Annotated in this window: 17 protein-coding genes; 7 read left to right on the top strand and 10 right to left on the bottom strand. The window is 68.8% G+C overall.

The annotated features are described in order from the left end of the window. The first annotated feature begins 79 nt into the window (after positions 1-79). A complete protein-coding gene (locus OG947_RS11805; RefSeq protein WP_027506067.1) occupies positions 80-676 on the top strand; it encodes an Rv1733c family protein in 597 nt (198 codons plus the stop codon). Between the two features lie 23 nt (positions 677-699). Here OG947_RS11805 and OG947_RS11810 read toward each other — a convergent pair whose 3' ends face one another. Next, positions 700-1575 (bottom strand): alpha/beta fold hydrolase, encoded by an 876-nt coding sequence (locus OG947_RS11810; RefSeq protein ID WP_328811909.1) that lies wholly within the window; start codon positions 1573-1575, stop codon positions 700-702. Between the two features lie 55 nt (positions 1576-1630). On the opposite strand from OG947_RS11810, the gene OG947_RS11815 reads away from it, so the two are divergent. Beyond that, on the top strand, positions 1631-2110 hold the full coding sequence (locus tag OG947_RS11815; RefSeq protein ID WP_231476362.1) for a MarR family winged helix-turn-helix transcriptional regulator: 480 nt from the start codon (positions 1631-1633) through the stop codon (positions 2108-2110). 18 nt (positions 2111-2128) lie between these two features. Here the strand turns inward: OG947_RS11815 and OG947_RS11820 are convergent, their stop codons facing one another. Beyond that, on the bottom strand, positions 2129-2605 hold the full coding sequence (locus tag OG947_RS11820; RefSeq protein ID WP_027506070.1) for an alpha-isopropylmalate synthase regulatory domain-containing protein: 477 nt from the start codon (positions 2603-2605) through the stop codon (positions 2129-2131). 239 nt (positions 2606-2844) lie between these two features. On the opposite strand from OG947_RS11820, the gene OG947_RS11825 reads away from it, so the two are divergent. Continuing rightward, positions 2845-4032, top strand: coding sequence for an AAA family ATPase (locus tag OG947_RS11825; RefSeq protein ID WP_307108085.1), 1188 nt, complete (start codon positions 2845-2847; stop codon positions 4030-4032). Between the two features lie 32 nt (positions 4033-4064). Here the strand turns inward: OG947_RS11825 and OG947_RS11830 are convergent, their stop codons facing one another. Then, positions 4065-5273, bottom strand: a complete 1209-nt coding sequence (locus tag OG947_RS11830) for an acetyl-CoA C-acetyltransferase (protein ID WP_328811911.1) — start codon at positions 5271-5273, stop codon at positions 4065-4067. Next, on the bottom strand, positions 5270-5875 hold the full coding sequence (locus OG947_RS11835; RefSeq protein ID WP_051613430.1) for a TetR/AcrR family transcriptional regulator: 606 nt from the start codon (positions 5873-5875) through the stop codon (positions 5270-5272). Before OG947_RS11835 ends, OG947_RS11830 begins: the two co-directional genes overlap by 4 nt. 223 nt (positions 5876-6098) lie before the next feature. On the opposite strand from OG947_RS11835, the gene OG947_RS11840 reads away from it, so the two are divergent. The 4 genes from OG947_RS11840 (at position 6099) to OG947_RS11855 (ending at position 10578) form a co-directional block, all read left to right on the top strand. Then, positions 6099-8345 (top strand): putative bifunctional diguanylate cyclase/phosphodiesterase, encoded by a 2247-nt coding sequence (locus OG947_RS11840; RefSeq protein WP_222637903.1) that lies wholly within the window; start codon positions 6099-6101, stop codon positions 8343-8345. Positions 8346-8437: 92 nt separating this feature from the next. Next, complete coding sequence (locus OG947_RS11845; protein ID WP_027506074.1) at positions 8438-9421, top strand: NADPH:quinone oxidoreductase family protein; 984 nt, start codon at positions 8438-8440, stop codon at positions 9419-9421. A gap of 41 nt (positions 9422-9462) precedes the next feature. Continuing rightward, on the top strand, positions 9463-9804 hold the full coding sequence (locus tag OG947_RS11850; RefSeq protein WP_222638096.1) for a carboxymuconolactone decarboxylase family protein: 342 nt from the start codon (positions 9463-9465) through the stop codon (positions 9802-9804). A gap of 9 nt (positions 9805-9813) precedes the next feature. Beyond that, positions 9814-10578: a deoxyribonuclease IV gene (locus tag OG947_RS11855; RefSeq protein ID WP_027506076.1), complete on the top strand. Its 765-nt coding sequence runs from the start codon at positions 9814-9816 to the stop codon at positions 10576-10578. Between the two features lies 1 nt (position 10579). On the opposite strand, the gene OG947_RS11860 is transcribed toward OG947_RS11855, so the two are convergent. The 6 genes from OG947_RS11860 to OG947_RS11885 form a co-directional block, all read right to left on the bottom strand. Continuing rightward, complete coding sequence (locus tag OG947_RS11860; RefSeq protein ID WP_328814012.1) at positions 10580-11803, bottom strand: multidrug effflux MFS transporter; 1224 nt, start codon at positions 11801-11803, stop codon at positions 10580-10582. An 89-nt stretch (positions 11804-11892) separates the two neighbouring features. Next, a complete protein-coding gene (locus tag OG947_RS11865; RefSeq protein ID WP_222632303.1) occupies positions 11893-12378 on the bottom strand; it encodes a DUF309 domain-containing protein in 486 nt (161 codons plus the stop codon). A 10-nt stretch (positions 12379-12388) separates the two neighbouring features. Then, entirely contained in the window at positions 12389-13336 is a 948-nt protein-coding gene (locus OG947_RS11870; protein ID WP_328811912.1) for an aldo/keto reductase, read from the bottom strand. Between the two features lie 61 nt (positions 13337-13397). Next, positions 13398-13916: a VOC family protein gene (locus OG947_RS11875; RefSeq protein ID WP_027506079.1), complete on the bottom strand. Its 519-nt coding sequence runs from the start codon at positions 13914-13916 to the stop codon at positions 13398-13400. Between the two features lie 175 nt (positions 13917-14091). After that, complete coding sequence (locus OG947_RS11880) at positions 14092-15054, bottom strand: DNA-3-methyladenine glycosylase family protein (protein ID WP_442973059.1); 963 nt, start codon at positions 15052-15054, stop codon at positions 14092-14094. After that, complete coding sequence (locus OG947_RS11885) at positions 15044-16075, bottom strand: oxidoreductase (protein ID WP_328811913.1); 1032 nt, start codon at positions 16073-16075, stop codon at positions 15044-15046. Before OG947_RS11885 ends, OG947_RS11880 begins: the two co-directional genes overlap by 11 nt. Positions 16076-16171 lie beyond the last annotated feature (96 nt).

Consider the following 16171-nt stretch of genomic DNA (forward strand, 5'->3'; position numbering starts at 1 on the left):
TGGACAGAAGGTCGGACACGCAGGACACCCGCCGCCGTCACGGCGCACGGGGTCCGTGACGCAGGCAGGACACGAGACGATGGCGGACAATTCCAAGAGGGCGGAGCGCGGGACCGACGACACTCGGCGGCCCGTGGCGCGCACACCGCGCAACCCGCTCGTTCGAGGCGTCGACCGCGCGGAGGCTCGACTGCACCGTCTTCTCGTGACGCTGTTCCTGCTCGCCGTCCCGTTCGTCGCCGTGATGGGCGTCAGCCTCTACCACGATCAGCAGACCATGGCGGCCGACGCCGTGACGTCGTCCTCGTCGGTGCTCGCCACGACCACCGCGGACGCCGTGGCGCCGGTGGCGTCGGACGAATTCGCGGCGGTCACTCCCACCGTGTTGGCTCCCGCGACCTGGTCCTCCGACGGCGTGAAGCACGTCGGGTCGGTTCCTGTTGCGGCGCAGAGTCCGTCGGGTACCGAGGTGACCATCACCGTCGACGCGGACGGTCGTCGCATCGCACCCCCGCCCACCGGGGTCGACGTCGTGGTGGTCAGCATCTTCGGCGCTGCAGCACTTCTCGCGCTCGTGGCGATCGTGCTCGTGATCGTGCGCAGCGTCTTCGCCCGCGTCTACGACCGTCGTCGGGACCGGGAGTGGGACGACGCGATCGCGCGATTCCTGTCCTGACGGACGTGTGCAGACGGCTGTCGCTACCTCGTCAGAGCGTCGTGAATCGCGACGCCGAGTTCTGCTCTCGGTGAGTCCGGGAACGTGTGATGGGTGGCGCCGTCGAGGATTCGGGTACTGATCGACGGCCAGTTCTTCTGGATGCGATCTCGCACCGCAGCACTGTCGTGAATCCGGCTGGACCCGGCGAGAACGACCGTCGTGGTCGCCTGGAGCGAGTGCAGCGCCGAAGAACTCGGCCGCCTCGGAACGATGGGCCGACGACGAGGGTGATGGGCTGTTCCGAGTTCGGACAGTCGGGACAGGTCGGCGTCGAGAACTGCGTCGCCCGTCTCCCACGCCGTGAATCGTCTCTGTCGCTCTTCCGACGGTCGCAGCAGGAGCGGTATCGCATGAGCCAGGTAGGCGGCGCGCATGCCGGCGAAGCACGAATTCGGATCGAGCAGGACGAGGCGGTCGACGTCGGCCGGCCGACGGAGAGCGAACGCCAGAGCGATCATCGCGCCGTACGAGTGAGCGAGAATCGACGGTCGCCGCAGTGCCGACCCGGCGAACACATCGTCCAACCACAGCATGAGGTCGTCGACGTTCCTCGCGGGTTCACCCGCCGGAACCGATCGCCCCACGTCACCGAGAATGTCCACCGCGACCACTCGGTGGCGACGACTCAGTTCGGTCGCCTGGCCGGTCCAGGCCATCGAGGTCGCCCCGGATCCGGGGAGCAGTACGACAGGACGACCGTCGGTGGGACCGGCCGAGGTGACATGGGTGTCGCCGAATCGTGTCGGCACCATCGTCGTGGTCGTTCCCGCCGGCCACGTTCCGAGGACGCGGTCGTAGGCAGCAGCGAACTCCCGCCCCTCGGGCGATCGATGGAACGTCTGCATCGCGTCTGTCATGCGGCACCCCGTTGTCTCGATGGTCGAGTAATACGATAGGTGACATACTGATGCCGTGGACGAAGTCGATGCAACCCCCTCGGTGGACACGGACGTCATGGACCTGGTGCACGGCCTGCGTGCGCTCGTCGTCGAGCTCGATCTGCTGGGTGCGGGATTCGCCGAGAAGCACCGCATGCACAGCACCGACGTGCGGGCATTGATCGTTCTTCTCGATGCTGCTCGTGCCGGTCGAACGGCTACTCCGTCCTGGCTGCGGACGCAGCTGGGAATCACCTCGGCGACCGCGACGGCACTCGTCGACAGGCTCGAACTCGCCGGCCACGTCGAACGGCAGTCGGTCGTCGGTGACCGCCGCAAGGTGGCCCTGAGGGTCACCGACAAGGCGCAGCGACTGGGCACAGAGTTCTTCGGCCCGCTGATCCTCAGGGCGGCCACGCAACTCTCCGAGTTGTCGGACGACGACCGAGCAACCATCCGTCGGTATCAGTCCGCGATGCTGGCAGCCATCAGATCGACTGCGCCGGGCTCGTGAGAGCGGTGTGATCGCCGACTACTGGTTCTGCATCCGATTAGCCGCAGCGACAAGGGCTTTGGCGGTCGACTCTGTCGGATCCGAGCCCGTCCCCATGGCCCACGCGGTGCGGTGATCCTGCTGTCCGCGGATGTAGGTGACGTATCCCGTCTCGGTGATCTGCTGGTGGAACGACAAGATCTCGAGGTTGACGCCGGCGTCGTAGAGCATCGACGTCATGGCCTCGGCGGGCCCGTGGCAGACGATCGACGAACTGCGGATGGTGTCGCCGATGGCGAGGGTGGCCGTGAACTCGAACCTGCCCGCACCCTTCGGCGCGCACTCTGCGGAACCGAGCCGGATGGGGCCCGAGGTGGGCGAGTAGGTGTGGACGAACTCCGCGAAGGACATGCCGTCAGCCTCCGCGCGCAACCCGTGCGGCAGAGCCGACGAGGCGTGAATGGCAGCGGAACTGTGTGAGAAGTGTTCGGTGAGGGAATGTGCGCTGGTGCTCATGTCGCTGGGGTCTTTCCGGTGAGAGGAAGGACCGACGGGCGCTCGTTCGACCCGCAGCGGGGGGTCGGTCCGAGATCAGACCCCGCTGCGGTGAACTACGAGAATGCGCGACATGGCCCCAGAGTAGCTGCGTCACGGCGTCACAGGCAAGGGTCCGGTTGTCGATTGCTCTCTGTTCGGTTCTAGGACACGCGCTAGAGAAGGGCAGAGAACGCTACCGACGTTGCTACCGTCACGCCATGGACCCCGTTCGCAATCCGTACGCACCCGGCGCCGGCCAGCGGCCACCCGAGCTCGCCGGCAGGTCCAAGCAACTCGACGCGTTCGACGTGGTGCTCGAGCGCATCGCGCGCGGTCGGCCCGAACGCAGTGTCGTGCTCACCGGGTTGCGCGGCGTCGGCAAGACGGTGCTGCTGAACCACCTGCGATCAGCGGCGATCTCGCGGAAGTGGGGAACCGGGAAGATCGAGGCCCGCCCCGACCAGGACCTGCGGCGACCGCTGTCGTCGGCGCTGCACATGGCAGTGCGGGAGATCGCGGTGGCGCATCGCGATCCCGAACGCGTGGACCAGTTCCTCGGTGTGCTGAAGTCCTTCGCTCTTCGTGCGTCCGCAGACAAGGGCATGCGGGACAAGTGGCAGCCCGGCATCGACGCGCCCGCTCTCAAGGGGCGCGCGGACACCGGTGACATCGAGATCGACCTGGTCGAACTGCTGCTCGACGCCGCGTCGCTGGCTCGGGACGTCGGCGTCGGTATCGCCCTCTTCATCGACGAGATGCAGGACCTCGCGGCGGAGGACATCTCCGCGATCTGCGGCGCGTGCCACGAACTGAGCCAGGACGCGGCGCCGCTGATCGTCGTCGGCGCCGGTCTTCCCCACCTGCCTGCGGTGCTGTCCGCGTCGAAGAGCTACTCCGAGCGCCTGTTCAGCTACCACCGCATCGACCGCCTGGACCGCGCTTCGGCGGACCGCGCCCTCATCGCACCGGCCGAGCGGGAGGACGTCGAGTACACGAGCGAGGCACTCGACGCGCTGTACGAGGCCGCGGACGGGTACCCCTACTTCGTTCAGGCGTACGGCAAGGCGACGTGGGATCTGGCCGCGGACAGCCCGATCACGGTCCACGACGTGCGGGTCGCAGCACCGACGGCCGAGGACGAGCTGGCCGTCGGGTTCTTCGGATCCCGTTACGAGAGAGCAACTCCCGCCGAACGCGAGTACATGCGAGCGATGGCCGACCTGTCAGGCGACGACGGTCCCGTCTCCACGTCGAAGATCGCCGTGGAACTCGGACGGAAACCGGCGTCGCTGTCCCCCGCACGCGACGGGTTGATCAAGAAGGGACTGATCTACTCCGCCGAGCGCGGGTCGATCGGCTTCACCGTCCCCCACTTCGGGCGGTACCTGAGGGCGCAGGCCGACTAGCGCCGACCTGCACGCTTTGGGTGTGGAACCGGCTACTCGGCTGCGGGGACCCGCAGGATGAGGGCGTCGCCCTGTCCACCGCCACCGCACAGTGCTGCGGCGCCGACTCCGCCGCCGCGTCGCTGCAGCTCCAGTGCGAGGTGCAGGGCGATGCGGGCGCCGGACGCGCCGAGGGGGTGACCGATGGCGATGGCGCCGCCGTTGACGTTGACCTTCTCGGGGTCGATGCCCAGTTCGCGGGTGGAGACGATGCCGACGGCGGCGAACGCCTCGTTGATCTCGACGAGGTCGAGGTCGGTCGGGGCGATGCCCTCCTTGGCGCAGGCGGTGGTGATGGCGTTGGCGGGCTGGGACTGCAGCGAGGAGTCGGGTCCGGCGACGACGCCGTGGGCACCGATCTCGGCGAGCCACGTCAGTCCCAGTTCCTCGGCCGTGGCGCGGCTCATGACGACGACGGCAGCGGCGCCGTCGGAGATCTGGGACGCGGAGCCGGCGGTGATGGTGCCGTTCTTGTCGAACGACGGGCGGAGCTTGGCGAGGCTCTCGCTGGTGGTGTCGGCGCGGATGCCCTCGTCGCTGGTGACGACGACGGGATCACCCTTGCGCTGCGGGATGCTGACGGGAACGACCTCGTCGTCGAAGACGCCGTTCTTCCAGGCTGCGGCGGCGCGCTGGTGCGACGCGGCGGCGAAGGCGTCCTGCTCCTCGCGGGTGACGAAGCGGGTGTCAGCGTTGCGGTCCTCGGTGAGGGCGCCCATGGCCTGGTCGGTGAAGATGTCGTAGAGGCCGTCGTAGGCCATGTGGTCCTTCATGGTGACGTCGCCGTACTTGAATCCGCTGCGGCTCTTCTCGAGCATGTGCGGGGCGAGGGACATCGATTCCTGGCCGCCGGCGACGACGATGTCGAACTCTCCGGCGCGGATCATCTGGTCGGCGAGGGCGATGGCGTCGACACCGGACAGACACACCTTGTTGATGGTCAGGGCAGGAACGCTGAGGGGGATGCCGCCGGCGTGGGCGGCCTGGCGTGCGGGAATCTGGCCTGCGCCGGCCGTGAGGACCTGGCCCATGATGACGTACTGGACCTGGTCACCGCTGATCCCGGCCTTCTCGAGGGCGCCGGCGATGGCGACGCCGCCGAGGTCCGAGCCGGAGAGGGTCGACAGCGATCCGAGCAGACGGCCGATGGGAGTGCGGGCACCGGCCACGATGACGGACGTGGTGCCGGAAGGTGCGGTCATGCTGTTTCCTCACTGGTGGGGGCAGATGTGATGGTGGATGCGGCGGGGTCGATCCCCAGAGCGGTCAGAGCCATGGTGGACAAACGGTGTCGGAGCAGCGACGCGGGCACGCGGCCCATCGACTGCGGAGTGGAGTTGAGCAGACCGAACGCCGCGTGAGCCTGGACACGAGCGTCGTCCTCGGAGCAGTCCGAGTCCAGTTCCCGCAGGGTGCGGACCCAGATCTCGACGTAGCGGCGCTGCAGCGAGCGCACCGAACGCTGGGCGTCGGTCGGCAGGTTCGCGAGATCGCGGAACTGGATCTCGATGAGGCGTGGCGAGGTCATGGCGAAGTCGAGGTGGAACGCGACCAGTTCGTGCAGCGTCGGCAGCGGTGCCGACCGTCGCGCCAGGACCTCTTCCCCACCGGCGTGGAGGTACTCGGAGATTCCCACCAGCAGTTCGACGAGGACGGCTTCCTTGTTCGGAAAGTGGCGATACACGGCGGGACCGCTGATCCCCACCGCGGCGCCGAGGTCCTCGAGTCGTAGACCGTGGTACCCGCGCTCCGCGACGAGGACGGCGGCGGCGTCGACCAGTGCGCTGCGGCGCTCGGCCTTCATCCGTGAACGTTCGGTGGACGCGGAGCCCGCCGCGATACGGTTCACCACCCGGGCCTCCCACCTGTCGTCGGTCGCGAGCAGCCAGTTTACCGTATTCGGTTAGTGACCATTCACTTGGTGACCGCGCTCTCTTCGCGGGATTTCCGCGATGCGCGCCCATCGGCGGCGGTACATTGATTCCGTCCATGTCGGTCGGGGTCACGAGAGAGGCAGCATGGTCTCGATGTCCTCGCCGACCCGTTTTCTCGTGGTCGGTGCGCTCGCGATCGCCGTGTACGCGACGCTTCCGCCCGGCGTGGTGTCCAGCGTGCTGTACTGCGTCATCGCCGTGGGTGCGGTGGCGTCCATTCCCGTCGGCATCCGCGCACACCGCAAGGTGAGCACCCATTCGTGGTGGATCGTCGCGTCGGCGCTGTCGTTCTGGGTCGTCGGCGACATCGCGATCGCGGTGATGGAGAACTCGGGCGGCGGCGTACCTCTCCCGTCGGTGGCGGACGCCGCCTACGTCCTGGGATACCTCCTCATCGTCGTGGCCCTGCTGTCGGTCCGCAGTTCGGGGACCCCGATGCTGAGTCCGGCGGACGGACTCGAAGCCGCGATCATGACCGCGGGGGTGGGTCTCGCGTCCTGGGTCGTGGTGTCCGGTCCCCGAGGCGAGCGCGTGCCCGACGCCGGAACGTGGCTCGGCATCTTCTACACCGAGATCGACGTCTTCCTGCTGGTATTGCTCGTCTTCGTCGTGTTGAAGCGACGCGCGGGCTCCACCACCCACTGGCTGCTGGGTGCGGCCACGGCACTGATGGTGGTCGCCGACTACACCTCGTACGTGGTGGTCGCGGACGGTCCCGCCGAGAGCACGATCCTCAACGTCTGCTGGCTCGCGTCCTACGTGCTCTTCGGTGCGGCGGCGTTGCGACACGACGAGCGTCCGCGTGTCAGCACCATCAGTCGTGCGCAGACGGGGATGGCTCGACTGATCCTGCTGACCTCGGCCGTGGCGATGACGCCGGTCGTCATGAGCATCGAACTGATGCGCGGCACTCCGGTCACTCGCTGGGGGCCCGCGGTGGTGATCGCCGCCTCGATCATCGTCGTCCTCGGCGCCGTGCGGATGACCTCGTTCCTCACACTGCTGCAACGACAGTCGCGAGCACTGCGCCTTGCGGCCGACACCGATTCCGTCACGGGGCTGGCGAACCGCGGCCGGCTCGGGCGTCGGCTGCACGAGATCCTCGGTCCGGAGGGCCGCGACGGAGTGGCCCTGGTGCTGGTGGATCTCAACCGGTTCTCCGACATCAACCAGACCTTCGGCTACGCGGTGGGAGATCAGGTGCTCACCGAGATCGGTCGCCGCCTCGTCGACACGGTGGACTCGTCGGCGACGGTGGGACGTCTCGGGGGTGACGAGTTCGCCCTCGTCCTGCCGGGCCCCGTCGACAGGCACGACGCCGTGGCGGTCGCGATCGCGGCGCAACGCGCGGTCGGGGCCCCGCTCGAGGTGCGGGACATGAAGCTGACGCTGGAAAGCAGTGTGGCCGTGGCACTGTCGACCGACACGCCGCACCCACGATCCGAGGAGCTGGTGCAGCGGGCGTACGCCGCCGTGGTGGCCGCGAAGTCCCGGCAACCGCGACTGGCCGTCTACGACCACACGATGGACATCGACAGGATCGATCAGCTCCGGAGGATGGGCGAGTTGGAGGACGCCATCACGGGAGGTGAGCTCGAGGTGTTCTTCCAGCCCCGCCTCGACCTGCGCACCGGAGCCGTGTCGGGAATGGAAGCCCTTCTGCGGTGGCGACATCCGCGCGAGGGGCTGCTGCTGCCGGCCGCGTTCCTGCCGAGTGCGGAGCAGACCGGCATGCTCCCGGCCGTCACCTCGTTCGTCATCGACACGGCGATGGCCGCGTGCCGACGCTGGCGGCTGGCGGGACTGGACATCGACGTGGCCGTCAATCTCTCCGTCCGGGATCTCGTGGACTCCTCCCTGGCGTCCCGAGTGCGAACGGCTCTGGACGACCACGGCCTTCCCGGGCACGCCGTCGTCTTCGAGGTCACCGAGTCGTCCGCGATGACCGATCCCGAACGATCCATCGACACGCTCGAAGCGCTTCGCGCGCAGGGAGTCTCACTCTCCATCGACGACTTCGGCACGGGGTACAGCTCCTTGACGTACCTGGCGTCGCTTCCGGTGCAGCAGCTGAAGATGGACCGGTCCTTCGTCACCTCGCTCGCGTCGGACTCCGCCAACCTCGCGATCGTCCGATCCACCATCGCTCTCGCGCACAGCATGGGTCTGCACATCGTGGCCGAGGGCGTCGAGGACGAACACACCCTCGACGTGCTGCGCGGACTCGGATGCGACGCGGTGCAGGGCTTCCACATCGCGCGGCCGGTTCCCGCGGGCGACGTCGTGCGCACGGTGAAGGCCGTGAACTCTGCAGTGGGCGCCGCTCGTACTGCTGTGTGACCCAGCGCACCGGCGACGGCGGGTTCTTTGTAACCTGAGGCCCGAGTCGACTCGCACCACCCCTCGACCGTCGACCGGCGAAAGGACAGTCCGTGCGCGCAGTGCAGGTGACCACCCTCGAAGGCCCCGAAGCCCTCACCCTCACCGATCTCGACGAGCCCACCGGCGACGGCGTGGTGATCGACGTGCGTGCGGCCGGCGTGGCCTTCCCCGACGCACTGCTCAGTCGTGGTCTCTACCAGTACAAGCCGGACCTGCCGTTCGTGCCCGGAAGCGAGGTCGCCGGTGTCGTGCGGTCCGCGCCCGAGGGCTCGGGATTCGCGCCCGGTGACCGAGTGGCGGCGCTGACCGGATTCGGCGGCGGTATGGCCGAGGTGGCGGTGGCGACCCCCGACCTCGTCTTCGCGCTGCCCGACGCCGTCTCGTTCGAGGCCGGTGCGGGACTGCTCTTCAACGATCTGACGGTGCACTTCGCCCTCCGCGAGCGCGGACGTCTGGCCGAGGGCGAGACCGTCCTGGTCCACGGCGCCGGTGGCGGCATCGGGACATCGACGCTGCGACTCGCCCCGGTACTGGGAGCGTCACGCACCATCGCGGTGGTGAGCAGCGAGGCCAAGGCCGAGGTCGCTCGCGCCGCGGGCGCCACCGATGTGGTGATGCTGCAGGGCCCGAACGGCGAGGGCTGGAAGGACACGGTCAAGGAACTCACCGGTGGCCGCGGAGTCGACATCGTCATCGACCCCGTCGGCGGGGATCGCTTCACCGACAGCATCCGATCGCTGGCGCCTGCGGGTCGACTCGTGGTCATCGGCTTCACCGGTGGCGACATCCCGACGGTCAAGGTCAACCGACTGCTGCTGAGCAACGTCGAGGTCGTCGGCGCCGGATGGGGTGCGTGGTGGATGAGCCGGCCCGGTTACACGACGACGCAGTGGGCCGAGCTCGAGCCGCTGTTCGCCTCGGGCGCGCTGGTGGCGCCGGAGCCGGTGGTGTACCCGCTCGACAAGGCCGGCGAGGCCATCGCATCTCTCGAGAACCGGACCGCCACAGGCAAAGTCGTGGTGACGCTGCAGTGAGTGATGCCTATCGGGACGGTCTCGCGGTCCGCCGCGAGGTGATGGGCGAGACCTTCGTCGCGGCCGCCCTCGAGAACAGCACGGGCACCGACTCGGAAGCGTTGCAACGCCACGTCACCGAGCACGTGTGGGACGCCGTGTGGAACAGGCCGGGCCTCGACCGACGGAGTCGGAGCCTGCTGAACATCGGCATGCTGATCGCCCTCCGGGCCGAGCAGGAGCTCGGCGGGCACATCCGGGGCGCACTCACCAACGGTCTGACCCGCGAGGAGATCGTGGAGTCCGTGGTCCACGCCAGTGGCTACTGCGGCGCGCCGGCGGCGCTCGCAGCGATGCGGGTGGTGCAGCGAGTACTCGACGAGGAGCTGGGTCCGCTCGAGTAAGGTCGGGACATGCGTATCGGTGCACACGTCCGCAACTCGGAGAACCCGCTCGGCGAGGCCGAGGATCTCGACGTCGACCTGGTGCAACTGTTTCTCACGGACCCGCAGAAGTGGAACAAGCCCGTTGTCGGTTCGGGGTTGGAGGCGGTCCGGGACAGTGCGGTCGACATCGTCGTCCACTCGTCCTACGTCATCAACGTCGCGAGCCTGAACAACCGCATCCGCATCCCGTCCCGCAAGGCCGTCGCGCAGCAGGCCGACGTGGCCGCAGAGATCGGTGCCCTCGGGTTGGTGGTCCACGGTGGACACGTTCGCGACGGGGAGGATCCCGCCGAGGGAGTGGCCAACTGGCGCAAGCTGTTCGAACGGCAGGCCGAGTCCGGTGGATTCGCGGTTCCGATCTGGATCGAGAACACCGCCGGCGGCGACTTCGCGATGGCGCGGCGCTTCGACGCCATCGCTCGCCTCTGGGACGCCGTCGGGGAGTTCGGAGCAGGGTTCTGCCTCGACACGTGCCACGCCTGGGCCGGCGGCGAGGACCTCGTGGACGCCGTGGAGCGCGTCAAGGCGATCACCGGACGCATCGACCTGGTGCACCTGAACAACTCTCGCGACGAGTTCGATTCGGCTCGCGACCGTCACGCCAATCTCGAGAGCGGCGAGATCGAGGCCGAGGTGCTGGCCGCCGTCGCCGCCGCGGCGGACGCTCCGGTGATGCTGGAGACGCCCGCCGACGGCATGAAGGACGACGTCGCGTACCTCCGCTCGCTCTGAGTCAGACCGCGTCGGCGGGTACCGGATTCTCGGACCGGACGCTCGCGAGAGCGAGCAGCGCGATGGTCGCGCCACCGGTCATCGCGATGGCCATGGCCGGGCCGTCGTTGCCGAGGACGCCCACCAGGGGCGCGATGAGCGCACCGATGCCGAACTGCGCGGCACCCAGCAGAGCGGCGGCGGTGCCGGCGGCCTCACCGTGGCGTGACAGGGCGAGCGCCGGGGAGTTGGGCATGACGAATCCTGCCGACGCCAGCACGAACAGCACGGGCACCATGAATCCGACGATGCCGCCGAATCCGGTGGTCGTGGTGATGATGAGGGCGGCGCCGGACACGGCCATCGCGACCAGTGCCACGGTGACGATCCGCTGCGGGGTGAAGCGCTGCAGCGCCAGGACGTTGAGTTGCGACGCGCTGATCAGTGCGACGGCGCCGATGCCGAACACCAGGGCGAACTGCTGCTCGCCGAGTCCGTAGCCGTCCTGCAGCACGAACGAGCTGCCGGAGATGTAGGCGAACAGCGCGGACATACCGAGGCCGGCCACGAGAACGAGAACCACGAACCGTCGGTCGCCGAGCAACGATCCGTAGGTGCGCAGGACGGGCAGGAACTCGTTGGGTCGACGACGCTCCTCGGGGAGCGTCTCCTTCAGCAGGAACATCGCCACGAGCATGAGGGCGGCACCCACGACCGCGAGCCCGGCGAACACGCCGCGCCACGACCCGTGGATGAGGACGAGGCTGCCGAGGCTGGGTGCCACGATCGGCGCGACGCCCATGACCAGGACCAGACGCGACATCACGGTGGCGGCGGCCCTGCCGTCGAACAGGTCGCGGACGATGGCGATCGCGATGACCATGGCGGCGGCGGCACCGAAGCCCTGCAGGGCTCGGGTCACACCCAGGACGCCGACGGTCGGAGCGATCATGCACAGGAGCGACGCGACGATGTGGATCATCGTTCCGGCGATGAGGGGCCGTCGACGTCCCAGGGAGTCCGAGAGCGGCCCGATCACCAGCTGTCCCACGGCCAGTCCGATGAGGGTGCCGGTGAGGGTGAACTGCACCGCGGCATCCGTGGACCCGAGGTCCTCGGTGATCGCGGGCAGCGCCGGGAGGTACACGTCGATCGTGAGCGGCCCCAGCGCGACGAGGGCGCCGAGAACCAGGATGGTGCGAAGCCTGGAGGGTGCGGCCGGCTGGTCGGAGGTACCGACTGCCATGCCGGGAGTCGCCGAGGTGGTGCGGGAGTCTGTCGTCACCCGGGGTGCAGCACCGTGCGGCCGCGATGTGTTCCCGATCCGTGTGACGGTCAGGTGAACTGTCGGCGATGCGTGAGGTGCGGGACTGTCGGAACGGGGGACTCCCCGCGGTCCAGCGCAGCCACCAGAAGGTCGGCCCACCGCATCAGGCCCGCGATGTCGATGTCGTGGGGTGCGTCGGCGTACGTCCCGATGCGATCACGTCCCTGCGTCAACAGCGAGGTGGCTCCCACGCTATTCCCCCGCAGCAGGTGGGTGAGACCGACGGCGAGCTGGGCCAGGCCCTGCCACAGTGCACGTTCCCCTGGCGTACTGATCTTCCACGTGCCTTCGAGGATCTCGTGCGCGTGGAAGGGCATGCCGTCGTCGAGGAGTTGCTGGGCACGGACCAGGGACTCGACCGGCGGGAGCTGGACGTCGTCCGGAATGCGCTCGACGCCCTCGGCTCCGCGGGGCAGGGGACGTCCGAGCCCGTCGCGGGGCCGGCCGTTCTGTGGCCGGCCCTCGGGGTTGCGCTCTCGTCTCGGCGTGACCACCGAGACGACGCTACTCGCCGACCTTGTCCGACAATGCGGTCAGACGGTCGAGCTCGTCGGCGGTCAGCGACAACGTCGGGGCGTCCGTCAGGGACGCGAGCTGTTCGAGACGGCTCGCGCTGGCGATGGGTGCCACGATGCCGTTGCGGGAGAGCAGCCACGCCAGTGCCACGGTGGGGATCGCGGAGCCGTGAGCGTCCGCGATGTCGGCGAGCGCCCCGACGACCTCGAGGCCGGCGTCACTGAAGTAGCCGGACGTCATCGCTGCACGGGGTGTGCCCTCGATGTCCTCGCGCGTGCGGTACTTGCCCGTCAGGAAGCCCGAGGCGAGCGCGAAGTACGGGAAGACGCCCAACAGATTCTTCTCGGCGACCTCCATCAGCTCCGGCTCGTAGCTGCGGCGATGCACCAGGTTGTAGTGCGGCTGCAGCGCCACGGGTGCGTCGAACCCCTCGCGCTGTGCGATGTCGATCCACTGCCGCGCGCGCTCCGCCGTGTAGTTGGAGATGCCTACATACCGCACCTTGCCGGCCTTCACGAGTGCGTCGAAGGCGGCCACCGTCTCCTCGAGCGGGGTGTCCGCGTCATCGAAGTGTGCGTAGTAGAGGTCGATGCGATCGGTCTGCAGGCGCTGCAACGACGCGTCGGCCGCAGCAGCGACCGTGCCCGCGGCCAGACCCTTGAACTGGGGGTGCTGGCTCACCTTGGTGGCCAGGACGACGTCGTCGCGCCGGCCCGTCGAGGTGAACCAGTTCCCGATCACCGTCTCCGACTCGCCGCCCGAGTTACCGGGGGCGAAGGCGGAGTACGAGTCCGCGGTGTCGATCAGCGAACCACCGGCTCCGAGGAAGGCCTCGATGATGCGGTGCGAGTCCGGCTCGTCGCTCGTCCATCCGAAGGTGTTGGCACCGAGTGCGAGCGGGAAGACGTCCAGGTCCGAGGTTCCGATACGAGTCATGTTCGGTGCAACACCTGTGAGCCGTCGCTATTTCCGCCCGGCACCGGGTGAGAGGCGTCCGTCAGGACAGCGCCGCCGTGCTGACGCCGATGCCGCCCGTGGTGTCGGCGCCGTAACGAGCGATCTCCGCGTCGAGGTCCAGCGGAGCGATGCTGGAACGACCGTGGAGGACGGCGTCGTCGATGCGGTCCGCGGGCACGAGCCAGGCGATCTCGAACTCGATGCCGTCGGGATCCTGGCCGTAGAGACTCTTGGACGTCGAGTGATCGGATGCGCCGACCAGTGCGCCCGCGGTGGCCAGCTTCTCCCGCAGGTCGACGAGATCGGACAGCGTCTGCACCTCCCAGGCCAGGTGGTAGAGCCCGACGGTGCTGCGGCCGGCCGGGGACGCGCCCGCTCCGTCGCCGACGGAGAACAGGCCGAGGTCGTGGTCGTTCGTGCTGTCCGGCGCCTGCACGAACACGGCGCGATCGCCCATGGACATCACGACGCGGAAACCGAGCACGTCCGAGTAGAAGCGTGCGCTGCGCTGGGCGTCGCGCACGTAGAGCACGGCGTGGTTCAGACGGGAGATGGCCATGAGAGGTCCCTTCGGATCGAGGCGTTGTCGCTAGCTTGAAGCTTCAACTTCAACTGTACCCCGGTTGTTCCCGCAGCCGCGTGGACACAGCCTGCGTGAACCGAACACCCGCTCCTGCGTGCGGGAGATCGTGTGGGCTCACCAGTACCTGTGTGCACACACCTCGCAGCGTCCGTCAGTGATGGCGGTGGTCGGTGACCACGGTGCGCGGACCGAACTTCGGGCGCAGGGCCGTTCCGCTGACCTCGAGCAGACGTACCGCGCGATAGCGGTGCGGCCGGATCGGCGCCAGGTACTCGAGCATCTCGTCGTCCGTCATCGGTGCCCCCGTCAACGTCCATCCGATCACCGACGCCAGGTGGTAGTCGCCGACGGACAGAGCGTCCGCATCTCCCAGCGCCCGTTGCATCACCTCGGCCGCGGTCCACACGCCGATTCCGGGAACGTGGCGCAACCGGCGCTCGGCATCCTCCCTCGTCATGGACACGATCGGTTCGAGCTTGTCGGCCAGGGCGGCGCTCCGCACGATCGTCTTGGAGCGCTTCGGATCCACGTTCGCCCGGTGGAACTCCCAGGACGGCACCCGCCGCCAGACCTCGGCGGGCGGCGGTACCCGCATCCCCGCGGGCGCCGGTCCCGGTGCCGGCTCGCCGAACTTCGAGAGCAGGTAGCGCCATGCCGCGAAGGCAGCGACCCCGTGCACCTTCTGCTCCAGAACGGCCGGGACCAGCGCCTCCATGACCTGCCCGGTGCGGCCGATACGCAGGTGGGGAAATCGACGATGCGCCTCCGCGAGGATGCGGTGCTCGGGCGCGAATCCGTCGGCGTCGTCGTCCATGCCCACGAGCCCCGGAAGAGAGTCGAGGAACTCCGCGGAGCCGGCGCCCCAGGCCTCGCAGGTCACCTCGAACCGGTCCACCTGGCGCAGGCGATACGTCACCGGCCCCGTGCGAAACCGTGAGGTGCGCCAGATGGATCCGTCGGCCTCCACCCGATGGGCGGGATCGCCCGCTCCGCGGCGGTGTGGCGACAACGAATACCGCAGGGCGAGTGGGCGATCCGAGGTGAGCGTGATCTCCACCGCGCCGCCGCGGGAAGTGTGTCCGGGGTCGAGCACGGGAAACGAGCTAGCCGACACGGACGAGGGTGCGACCGATGGTGGCCCCGTCGCGCAGGGAGTCGAGCACTCCCGCCACCTCGTCGAGAGTCACCTCGGTGGTGACCTCGGCGAGCCGACTCGGGCGCAGGGAACCGGCCAGGTCGTTCCACAGGGTGCGTCGGGCCTCGATGGGCAACTGCACCGAGTCGATGCCCAGCAGGGCCACTCCCCGGAGAATGAAGGGCAACACCGTGGTCGAGAGCCCGGCTCCCCCGGTGAGCCCGCTGGCGGCGACCGCGCCGCCGTACCTCGTGGTGCTGAGTACGTGCGCGAGGGTCTTGCCGCCGACACAGTCGACCGCGGCGGCCCACTGCGCCTTCCCGAGGGGACGCGGCGCCGCGTCGGGGTCCTCGGGGAGGCGGCCGATGATCGAGGACGCGCCGAGTGTGGTCAGCAGGTCGTGTGCCGACTCCTTGCCGGTGGAGGCGACCACCTCGAACCCGGCCTGCGACAACAGGTCCACGCTGACACTGCCGACCCCGCCGCTCGCTCCGGTGACCAGTACCGGACCGTCGGACGGGGTGAGGCCACGCGCCAGCAGGGCCTGCACGCTGAGTGCGGCGGTGAAGCCCGCGGTGCCGATGGTGGCGGCGTCGGCCGTCGACAGTCCGTCCGCGAGCGGTACGACCCACTCGGCCGGAACGCGCGCGTACTCGGCGTAGCCGCCGTGACGTCCGGTGCCGATCTCGTAGCCGTGTGCCACGACGCGGTCACCGACCGACACCCCGTCGTACGTCGAGGAGACCACCACACCGGCGAGGTCGATGCCGGGGACGATGGGGTACTCCCGCACCACTCCGCCCTTCGGGGTGACGGCCAGGGCGTCCTTGTAGTTGGCGCCCGAGTACTCGACGCGGACGACCACCTCGCCCTCCGGCAGGAACGACAGGTCGACCGTCTCGGACGTCAGATCCACACCGTCGTCGGTCTGCCGGGCGACCAGGGCGCGGAAGTTCTCCGGGATCTCGGTGGCGGATCGATCGTCGGTCGGCGAGGTCACGTGGCGTCTCCCTGTGTCGGTCCAGATCGAAGTCTGGGCTGATGGTTCACGTTCGAGAGTAGGCCGAGCCGTGGACAGGGTGTGCGCTCGGCGCGG

The sequence above is a fragment of the Rhodococcus sp. NBC_00297 genome, from assembly GCF_036173065.1.
GTDB lineage: Bacteria > Actinomycetota > Actinomycetes > Mycobacteriales > Mycobacteriaceae > Rhodococcoides.